This window comes from Nostoc sp. (assembly GCF_054880495.1).
The window spans coordinates 1-9,986 of sequence record NZ_JBTYKD010000386.1 but is presented as its reverse complement, the minus strand read 5'-3'; the positions used below and the strand labels follow the sequence as shown (position 1 = coordinate 9,986).

General features: G+C 42.4%; 6 protein-coding genes. 3 read left to right on the top strand and 3 right to left on the bottom strand.

Annotation, left to right across the window (positions count from 1 at the left end):
* Window positions 1–446: 446 nt before the first annotated feature.
* Window positions 447–3,446 (top strand): isoleucine--tRNA ligase, encoded by a 3,000-nt coding sequence (ileS, locus tag ACYTXL_RS32855; protein WP_461928247.1) that lies wholly within the window; start codon window positions 447–449, stop codon window positions 3,444–3,446.
* Between the two features lie 793 nt (window positions 3,447–4,239).
* On the opposite strand, the gene ACYTXL_RS32850 is transcribed toward ileS, so the two are convergent.
* From ACYTXL_RS32850 to ACYTXL_RS32840, 3 genes are all read right to left on the bottom strand, one after another.
* A complete protein-coding gene (locus tag ACYTXL_RS32850; RefSeq protein WP_461928246.1) occupies window positions 4,240–6,384 on the bottom strand; it encodes a peptidase domain-containing ABC transporter in 2,145 nt (714 codons plus the stop codon).
* A gap of 748 nt (window positions 6,385–7,132) precedes the next feature.
* Window positions 7,133–7,399 (bottom strand): hypothetical protein, encoded by a 267-nt coding sequence (locus tag ACYTXL_RS32845; protein ID WP_461928245.1) that lies wholly within the window; start codon window positions 7,397–7,399, stop codon window positions 7,133–7,135.
* Window positions 7,400–8,096: 697 nt separating this feature from the next.
* The gene (locus tag ACYTXL_RS32840; RefSeq protein WP_461928244.1) at window positions 8,097–8,321 is read right to left on the bottom strand and encodes a hypothetical protein; all 225 of its coding nucleotides are present in this window, start codon (window positions 8,319–8,321) and stop codon (window positions 8,097–8,099) included.
* Here ACYTXL_RS32840 and ACYTXL_RS32835 point away from each other — a divergent pair.
* Both ACYTXL_RS32835 and ACYTXL_RS32830 read left to right on the top strand, forming a co-directional pair.
* The gene (locus ACYTXL_RS32835) at window positions 8,320–9,654 is read left to right on the top strand and encodes an HlyD family efflux transporter periplasmic adaptor subunit (protein WP_461928243.1); all 1,335 of its coding nucleotides are present in this window, start codon (window positions 8,320–8,322) and stop codon (window positions 9,652–9,654) included. The two genes, ACYTXL_RS32840 and ACYTXL_RS32835, sit on opposite strands and share 2 nt — an antisense overlap.
* Window positions 9,655–9,738: 84 nt before the next feature.
* Window positions 9,739–9,986: hypothetical protein (locus ACYTXL_RS32830; RefSeq protein ID WP_461928242.1), on the top strand; the 248-nt coding region annotated here is incomplete at its 3' end.

Below are 9,986 nucleotides of genomic sequence, written 5' to 3'. Positions count from 1 at the left end.
AAACGCCTGTGGAGAACTTGTAAGACCTGGAGTAATTCAGGCAGAGATCGTTGAAGCAGGAATCACGCGACTTTTAGTCGTGTGAGGTTCAAAACTCTCAACTCCGTAAAATTTCTGATTAATCCCCTGACTTTTCAGCTTATGTGGAAAAGCTAACGCCAAACCTAACCCTCCTTCTCTATTAGAGCTACAGTGTACACACAAGTTATCCAATTACCCAAAAATCCTCCAAGAGTCCTATCGGACATCCCTCTCCTTAATAAGGAGAGGGACAGGTTCTGCATAGCAGAACCAGGGTGAGGTTTCTTTGGGCTATTCGATAAACCGTAAATTGCATCAACAGAGATTTGTGTGTATACGGTAGCCTGATAAAATAGCAAATTTTGATTTTGATGCCATCTTCTATAATTAATAAAACCTGCACACCTAATTCTAGGCTTGAGACTGTGACCGAATCAGGAAGTTACAAAGATACTGTCAACCTACCCAAGACTAACTTTGAGATGCGGGCAAACGCCATCAAGCGGGAGCCGGAAATCCAAAAATTCTGGGAAGATAATAAAATTTACGATCGCCTCTCCGAAAATAACCCCGGTGAATTATTTATACTGCACGATGGGCCTCCCTACGCTAATGGCTCACTGCATATTGGTCATGCTTTAAATAAAATTCTCAAAGATATTATTAACCGCTACCAACTACTGCAAGGGCGTAAAGTTCGCTACGTTCCTGGTTGGGATTGTCACGGATTGCCAATTGAGTTAAAAGTTTTGCAGAACATGAAGTCAGCAGAACGGCAAAATTTAACGTCTTTACAATTGCGGCAGAAAGCGAAAGAATTTGCTTTAGCGGTGGTAGACGAGCAGCGTCAAAATTTTAAACGCTACGGTATTTGGGGGGATTGGGACAACCCTTATCTAACTCTGAAGCCAGAATATGAAGCAGCTCAAATTGGCGTGTTTGGTCAGATGTTCTTAAAAGGCTACATTTATCGCGGTTTGAAGCCGGTTCACTGGAGTCCGAGTTCTAAAACGGCTTTGGCGGAAGCTGAGTTGGAATATCCAGAAGGTCACGTTTCTCGCAGTATCTATGCAGCTTTTCCCATCACAGGTTTGCCGGAAGCTGTAAAACCACAGTTGGCAGAATATCAGTCAGATTTGGGTGTGGCTATCTGGACAACTACACCTTGGACAATTCCGGCGAATTTGGCTGTGGCGGTGAATGCAGATTTGAATTATGCAGTGGTGGAAGTGGAAGCCCACCCCCCAACCCCCTCCCCGCAAGCAGGGAGAGGGAGTGAGGAAGTTTCTTCTGATTCTCTGCAAGCAGGGAAGGGGACTGAGGAAGTAGCTTCTCCCTCTCCGTTAACGGAGAGGGGGACTGAGGGGGTGAAGTTCCGCTATCTTATCGTTGCGGCTGATTTGATAGAACCTTTATCTTCGACGTTGGGAGTTAAGTTAACTCTAAAAGCCACGTTTAAGGGGAATGATTTAGAACATATTACTTACCGTCATCCTCTATTTGACCGGGAAAGTCAGATAGTAGTCGGCGGTGATTACATTACTACTGAGTCGGGTACGGGGTTGGTACATACTGCACCCGGTCATGGTCAAGAAGATTACATTGTTGGTCTGCGTTATGGTTTGCCTATCCTTGCACCAGTGGATGACAATGGCAATTTTACCGAAGAAGCGGGAGAATTTGCGGGGTTAAATGTGCTGGGTGATGGGAATCAGGCGGTGATTGATGCCTTAAGGTTGGCTGGTTCTTTGTTGAAAGAAGAAGCATATCCTCATAAGTATCCCTATGATTGGCGGACGAAGAAGCCGACGATTTTCCGCGCTACTGAACAATGGTTTGCTTCGGTGGAAGGATTTAGAGAAGAAGCATTAAAGGCGATCGCCACGGTAAAATGGATTCCAGCCCAAGGTGAAAATCGCATTACGCCAATGGTGGCGGAACGTTCTGATTGGTGTATCTCCCGTCAGCGGAGTTGGGGTGTACCTATTCCCGTTTTCTACGATGAAGCCACGGGAGAACCACTGCTGAATGAGGAAATTATCAACCACGTCCAAGGAATTATCGCCGAAAAAGGTTCTGATGCTTGGTGGGAACTCTCGGTAGCTGAGTTATTACCGGAATCCTATCGCCAAAATGGTAAGTCTTACCGCAAAGGTACAGACACAATGGATGTATGGTTTGATTCTGGCTCATCTTGGGCAGCTGTCCTCCAACAGCGTCCAGAGTTACGCTATCCTGCTGATATCTATTTGGAAGGTTCCGACCAGCATCGCGGTTGGTTCCAATCAAGTTTGCTTACCAGTATAGCGGTAAATGACATTCCGCCTTACAAAACTGTGCTAACTCATGGCTTCGCTTTGGACGAACAAGGGCGGAAGATGAGTAAGTCAGAAGGAAATGTGGTTGACCCAAATACAATCATTCAAGGCGGGAAAAATCAAAAAGTAGAACCGGCTTATGGTGTAGATGTATTGCGGCTGTGGGTATCCTCGGTAGACTACTCTGGCGATGTCCGCATTGGTAAAAATATCATCAAGCAGCTGAACGATGTTAGAGGCAAAATTCGCAATACGGCGCGGTTTTTATTGGGTAGCTTGGATGATTTTGACCCAGAAAAAGATGCAGTACCTTTCGAGGAATTGCCAGAACTTGACCGTTATATGCTGCACCGGATTACCGAGGTGTTTGAAGAAGTGACGGAAGCCTTTGAGAGTTTCCAATTCTTCCGCTTTTTCCAAACAGTGCAGAATTTCTGCGTCGTGGATTTATCCAACTTTTATTTAGATGTTGCCAAAGATAGGCTCTACATCAGTGCAACCGATGCTTTCCGCCGTCGCAGTTGTCAAACGGTGCTGAAAATAGCTTTAGAAAATTTAGCACGAGCGATCGCACCAGTATTATGCCACACCGCCGAAGATATTTGGCAATATTTCCCTTACAAAACACCTTACAAATCGGTGTTTGAAGCCGGTTGGGTGCAAGTAGAGGAAAAATGGCGTAATCCAGAATTAGCAGAATTTTGGTCAGCGCTGCGACAACTCCGCACCGATGTTAATAAGGTGTTAGAACAAGCCAGGATAGAAAAACTAATTGGTTCTTCCCTGGAAGCGAAAGCTTTGATTTATGTACCTCACAAACAGTTAGGCGATACTATCAAAGCCTTCAATCCTGTTAAGGGTAACGGTATTGACGAACTGCGGTATTTATTGCTGACTTCCCAGGTGGAATTATTAGATTCTGCTGAGGGATTGCAAGGATTAGAATATACGACGCAGACTGAAGACTGGGAAATTGGGGTAGTGAAAGCAGACGGGGTAAAATGCGATCGCTGTTGGAACTACTCCATTCATGTGGGAGAATCAGCAGAACATCCGCTAATTTGCGATCGATGTGTTGCAGCCTTAGCCGGGGAGAGACGCGATTAATCGCGTCTGTACAGGAGGAGAGACGCGATTAATCGCGTCTGTACAGGAGTTATTCATGTCCGCTTGATTACTTATTAAACCCGAAGAACCCCACCTCGCCTAAAGCTGCGTTTTGTCTCTCCTCCACGCCGATGGCTATGCATTAGACATCTCCAGAAATTAAATATGCGTTACCCAGAACCCTTGTAGAGACGTAGCAGTGCTACGTCTCTACATTCCTTTTAACTCCTATGTCTAATGGTTTTGACACCAGGCTCGCCCTTTGGACTCAAAAAGCCACCAAGAGTTGCAATCATTCCCACGGCTGACTTCAAAGAGTATAAATCTTAAGAAAGATGTGACTAATGGATAGCTTTGTAGGAGAGAGGTCAAAACTGTATTGCAGCCAAGCTTGTAGGTTGGGTGGAGGCTTTGCGTAACCCAACATTCTGATAATCAGTTGGGTTGCGCTCCGCTCCACCCAACCTACATTTAATGCTGAGAAGTCAAGTTACAGCTATTTTCAGCTAAATAGACCACGCGGTAGGGGCACAGAAAAAGCTCATTGGTGTCAACTTAACCTAGAAGTTAGGCAAGCCATGCTTTCGAGGTTTGACCCTCACAAGAACAGCCCCTCTCCCAATTTTGGGAGAGGGGAGCAAATTCTCTAGTTCCCCGAATCCCAACTTGGGATTCGGGGTTAGGGGATGAGGGCAAAACGTCTTCTCAAAGCAGATTTTTTCTGAAGTTGACACCAATGGCTTTCCGGCCCACCCCACAAGAAAACTTGGGATGTTTTTTATTTGTCAGTCCCTCAAGGGGTTAAAAAGTCTAAATGGTTTCCTGGTTGGGCACGCAAATCTTCCACAGTCCCCTGAATTTGTAACTTACCTTGATTAAGCAAGACAATCCAATCAGCACGGCTAATTACTCTAGGACGGTGGCTAATCAGAATCGTAGTTTTGTCTTTGCGGTGGAACAACAGTTGATCTAAAACTTGAGCTTCACTAACTGGATCGAGTCCAGCAGTTGATTCATCTAAAATCAGCACAGGTGGATCGTTAACGATCGCTCTTGCTATAGCCAGTCTTTGGCGTTGTCCACCAGAAATATTTGACCCAAATTCACCTAATACAGTTTGATATTTTTCAGGTAGTTTACTAATAAAATCGTCTGCCTCAGCAATTTGGCAAGCGGTGACAATTTGCTCAAAAGTGACGTGAGGAGAACCTAACCGGAAGTTTTCAACAATTGAGCGACTCCAAAAATGGGCATCTTGAGGAACGAGAGCAACTTGTTGCCGCAAACAATCAAGGGCTAAATCTTGCAGATTATAAATACCAATGCGAATGTTGCCAGAAATAGGTGTATATAAGCCGGCGAGCAGTTTAGCAAAAGAACTCTTCCCACAGCCAGATGTACCAATTATGGCAATAACTTTACCGCCAGGAATAGTTAGGGAGAAATCTTCCAATAACTCTAACCTTCCGGGGTAGTGAAAGTTTAGATTTGTGCAAATAATATTAGCATTGCTAGGAATTTTAACAAAGGGTTTGTTAGTATCGCCTTGAGTTTCAGGTGTGGCATCGATAACTTCTGTTAAGCGTTCGATGGAAGTTTTGGCACGCGTTAATTCATCTATAAATCCGATCACAACACCAATGAATGCCAAAAAATTACCATTCATTGCGTTAAATGCCAGCAGTTGACCGATGCTGAGTTCTTTACTAATAACTAAGGTGCTGCCGAAACCAATCAAACTAACGCTGCCGATAGCATAAACTAACCCAGAGAAGATATTGTTAATAATTCCAATCTGAATTGTGCGGAATGTTTGATTTGCTAACCGACCAAATCGATTCTGGAATTCTTCCCAAAATTGCGGGCCAGCAGTAGTGGTTTTGAGTGTCAGTGCGCCTTTAAAGCTTTCAACCAGAACACCTTGGTTTTCCGCGTCTAAGACTAATATACCTCTGACTTTCTGTTGAAGTGTAGGCAGGAAAACAACCGTAGATGAACTCATCACAATAGCAATAATGAAGGCCGCCAAGGTGAGTTTCCAGCTATAGAACACCATCAAACTTAAAGAAACCACTGCAATAAAAAATTGGCTAGGCAGACTGATAACAATTTGGCTAACTAGCTGATTAATTTGTTGAATATCTTGCAATCTACTAACAATCTCGCCACTTCGACGTGATTCATAGTAAGTCAGAGGCAACCGCAGGATTGTTCTGGCAAATTCCAGAACTAGCCCTAACTCAAGCCGCTGGGCAAAATGAGCAATCAGATTAGATTGAAATAGTTGCAGACTACTTGACACAAGATTCATTCCCACAACGGCAATAATCACAGCGCCAAGCAGCTTGGTATCACCCCGAACTAGTACATCATCTGTCAGAATTTGAAGCAGGATTGGAGAAGTTAACGAAAACAGACCGATAATAATGGCGCACAGAAAAGCCTCGAATAGTATGCCTCGGTAAGGCGATACACGCCGCAGAAAGCGCCCAAAACCCTCTACTTTATCATCCGGTTGAGCATAAAAACGAACCGAATCTGGCTCTAGCAAAAGCATCACCATATCCGGCCAAGCATCTATTAATTCTTTTTTAGAGAGATAACGGATGTTAGCTGCTGGGTCGGCAACTATATATTTCTTGCCTTTCTGACCATACAAAACAACCCAGTGGTATCCTTTCCAGTGAATGATTGCTGGTAGTGGTGCTTGGTCAATTCGGTCTAATATTTCTTTTGATGCCCTGACCGAACGCGCATTAAAACCAAGTGACTCGGCTCCCCGCCTCAATCCCAACAATGTTGTTCCTAATTGCCCAGTGCCTACCGCTTCCCGGATGCGATTTAGTGTAAAATTACGCCGATAATGTTTGGCAATGGAAGCAAGACAAGCAGCTCCACAATCTTCTTCACTATGTTGTGTAACAACTTGGTATTTCATTTCAGACTCTAATACCCAATAACAACTCTAATAGTTCCAAATCACCTTGGACTATATCTGACTACACTAGCTAGACTATGTTTTGTATGAAGTTTTATAATACCCAATAACATCGTCACAAAACCTAAAAAAATAGCAGGGTTTTGTCCCTGCGTGGTTAGAAATTTTACCAACAGTTTAGTTTTACTATCATATATATTTTCTATTGACACTCTCAGGTTTAACAAATAAATACAGTGAGATTCTAGCTCTAAGTTGCTAGTTTTGAACTTTTTACAAAGCTGCTTTCAGTTAAGATAAAGATATGCCAACAGAGAAAACACCGGGACTCCAAAGGAATAGACATACTTGCTTATTCGTTTGGAATAAGTGAGGTAAAAAGAGTTTTGTTATTCTTTACAAATTACTAGGTTGTGATGAATCTGGTTCATTTCTCAAATAGCAGCGCTTACTGCCTTATTTAACTACTCAAGGTGAGGAGTAAAGTAGGAAAAGCACTACTTAAATTTATCAACAGTTGCGTAATGGCAACTGTTGATAGCCTTTGTTAACTTTGTTGAAGAAAAACAGATGGTAATAATAAACGTATGCTAGGATAACTGCGATAACCGACAAAGTTAATCGCTTGCCAAAAAACAACTTGACCCGCTCCAACAGGGTAGTATTTTAAGACGCTTTATCCCAGTAAAGACGCGGTTAATCGTGTCTTTACGTTTATTCTTTCCCTTCTACTAAACCTCACTATTTACTAGCTACCTATGACGTTGAGAGCGGTTTGGGTGACACTAGAGCCGCTAGCAATAGCAGTAGCATCGTTTACAGCGGTTTGGCTGAAAGTACCACTAAGAATACCAGCAACAACGTTAACCGCTACTTGTGTGATAACGGTGGGCTTGACAACAGGGGCGGGGGTGGTGGGTTTAGGAGGAGTCTTTACTGGTGTCTTGGTCTTCCAACCACCAGAGAAAATAGCTTCTTCGCTGGCGGTTAATGTGGTGAATAATGTGCTTTCCATAGTCTTAGTTCTCGCTGTGATGATTGTTGGGTTTAAACGTCACTTCAAAGTAATAGATATACATGAAAAAAGTATATTTAGTAACTTTTTCTGTGCCGATAGAAGTATTATACGACTCTTGCTCAAAAGGTCAAGCAAGTAATTCTTTAAGAAATATGTATTACACCCCTTTAAAAAAGATACTACATAGGTAGTATTTATACAAATTTAATTAAAAATAAGTTTTTATTTATCAAGTATTAATATAAATATGACGCTCTAAAAGCGGAATTTTGCCAAAGAATATATAAGTTAAGCTTATCGCGTATTAATACTGATAATTCAACAGAAATGCCGATTTTTAAAGATATAGTAAAGTAAATTGCAACATTTTTATACTAACTATGCTTAAAAAAATCTAGAGAACTCAAAGCTGGGATTCTGCCTTGTTGAATAAATATTTGTACGTAAAAATACTTTTTTGCAACTATTTTATACAAATTTATTTTGAATTGATATAATTTCTTTTAATATAAAAGGCTTAAGTTTGCTTAATTATTGATTAATTATAAAAAAGCTTCATTCAGTATACAAAAATTTTGTACATAAATAAAGAAAGGATAAACTTTTAGATAAATATCATGAAGATTTGGTGATCGTAATAAAATCAGCTAATTATTATTTAAACTTAGCTGTATACAAACCTTGTATTTACATACTAACTACATACAGGCAAGGCAGTTATCAGTAATAGAAAAAAAGCCGCAGCTTTCGCCCTGGAGGGCGAAAACGCCAAAATGATGGGATTTTTGCCAAAAATATCATTGAAACGCAAGAGAGCTTTTATTTTTTCGATATCCCTAAATTTAGGTCGTGATGCTAACGCTAGGTAGATTTTTTTTGCTAGATTATTTACACAACCAAAATGTTTTTTAGCATCCATGCTTATTGACCCCCAACCAGAGTTTCTCCGCCTAGTCCAAAACGACGAATATCTTCCACCAATCAGCACCTGGACAAGATTGGGAGGGATATTTTTAATTGGAAGTGTTGGCGCTATTTTCGGACTTACTAGTATCATCCAATACAATGTAATCGTGAAGGCTGATGCTACCGTCCGCCCAACCGGAGAAATACGGTTAGTGCAAGCAGCAGCCGAGGGAACAATCATAAGTATCAAGGTGAAAGAAAATCAGGTTGTGAAAAAGGGAGATACGATCGCACTCATTGACAACTCTCAATTGCAAAGTAAAAAAAGCCAAATACTCGGCAATATCCAGCAGAATGAGTTACAACGAGCGCAAATCGATGCACAACTCAAAGCGCTAAAAGCCCAAATGACTGCTGAATCCAATGCAACGGGACAGGCGATCACATCCGCAAAAGCAGACTTTAGTCGCAACAAAAGAGACTATCAAGATAAGCAAATCACTACTCAGAAAGACGTACAAGAAATAGAAGCCTCTCTTGAATTAGCTAAAGAGGAACTGAATCGATATCAGCAGTTGGGAAATACAGGGGCGATCGCCACTCTCGAAATTAAAGAAAAAGAAGAAGCTTTTAAAGCTGCTACTGCTAGACTCGAACGCGCTAAAGCTGGACTGAATCCGAGTGATGCTAATGTGGCGATCGCCCAAGAACGCATTGCCCAAGAATCGACAAAGGGTGAGTCTACCCTCGCTCAATTGAACAAAGAAAAAGAGGAAATCATCAGACGTGAAGTTGAAATCCAAAACCAAATTAGCAGCGCTCAACAAGAACTCAGACAAGTCTTTACCGAACTGCAAAAAACTGTAATTCGGACCTCAGAGGCAGGTACTATCCTCAAACTAGAATTAAGAAATGCTGGGCAAGTTGTCCGTGCTGGGGATGCGATCGCTCAAATTGCTCCCAACAATGCCCCTTTAGTAATCAAAGGCCGTGTTGCCGCTTCTGATATTAGTAGAGTCAAGGTATGTAAAGTCGTACAAGTCACAAAATGTCCAGAGGGAGAAGTACAAATGCGGTTTTCTTCCTATCCATACCCAGATTATGGCACCCTCAAAGGTGCTGTCAGAAGTATTAGTGCCGATGCGATTACATCTCAAGGTAACAGCAACGTTGCAATTGCGCCTTACTATGAGGTGACAATTGAGGCAGAGAGACTTTATTTAGAAAAGAGGGGTAAATCCTATCCCCTTCAACCAGGGATGGAAGTTACAGCTGATATCATTTCCAAAAAAGAAACCTTACTAACATTTATTCTCAGAAAAGCAAGGCTGCTAACAGATTTGTAGGCTCCTTACTGTATTCCACACCATTGAGAACTACTATCACAATTCAAAATTTTTAATCTTGGAAAGTTCTGATCGGACTTGGCGTTGGCGCAGCCAGACCCTTCTCTACCAGACGCTGCGCGTAGCTTGCAACTCCTGCGGAGTACGGCAAGCTCAGGGCATCGCGCTGCGCGTAGGTTGCTTCCACGAAGTGGTACGGCAAGCTCAGGGCAATGCGCTGGGCGTTGCTTGGGAGGGGTACGCCTACGCGCATTTAGGGACTTCCACGAAATAAATTACTACTACTTGTGGGGTGGGCGACACGAGAGCCCAGTAACCAAAGGCTCTCGTGT

What these genes read in the sequence shown, in the direction of transcription:
- ACYTXL_RS32840 (WP_461928244.1), bottom strand. Translation starts at nt 8,321, where the DNA reads ATGGATGCTAAAAAACATTTTGGTTGTGTAAATAATCTAGCAAAAAAA.
- ACYTXL_RS32850 (WP_461928246.1), bottom strand. Translation starts at nt 6,384, where the DNA reads ATGAAATACCAAGTTGTTACACAACATAGTGAAGAAGATTGTGGAGCT.
- ACYTXL_RS32845 (WP_461928245.1), bottom strand. Translation starts at nt 7,399, where the DNA reads ATGGAAAGCACATTATTCACCACATTAACCGCCAGCGAAGAAGCTATT.
- ACYTXL_RS32835 (WP_461928243.1), top strand. Translation starts at nt 8,320, where the DNA reads ATGCTTATTGACCCCCAACCAGAGTTTCTCCGCCTAGTCCAAAACGAC.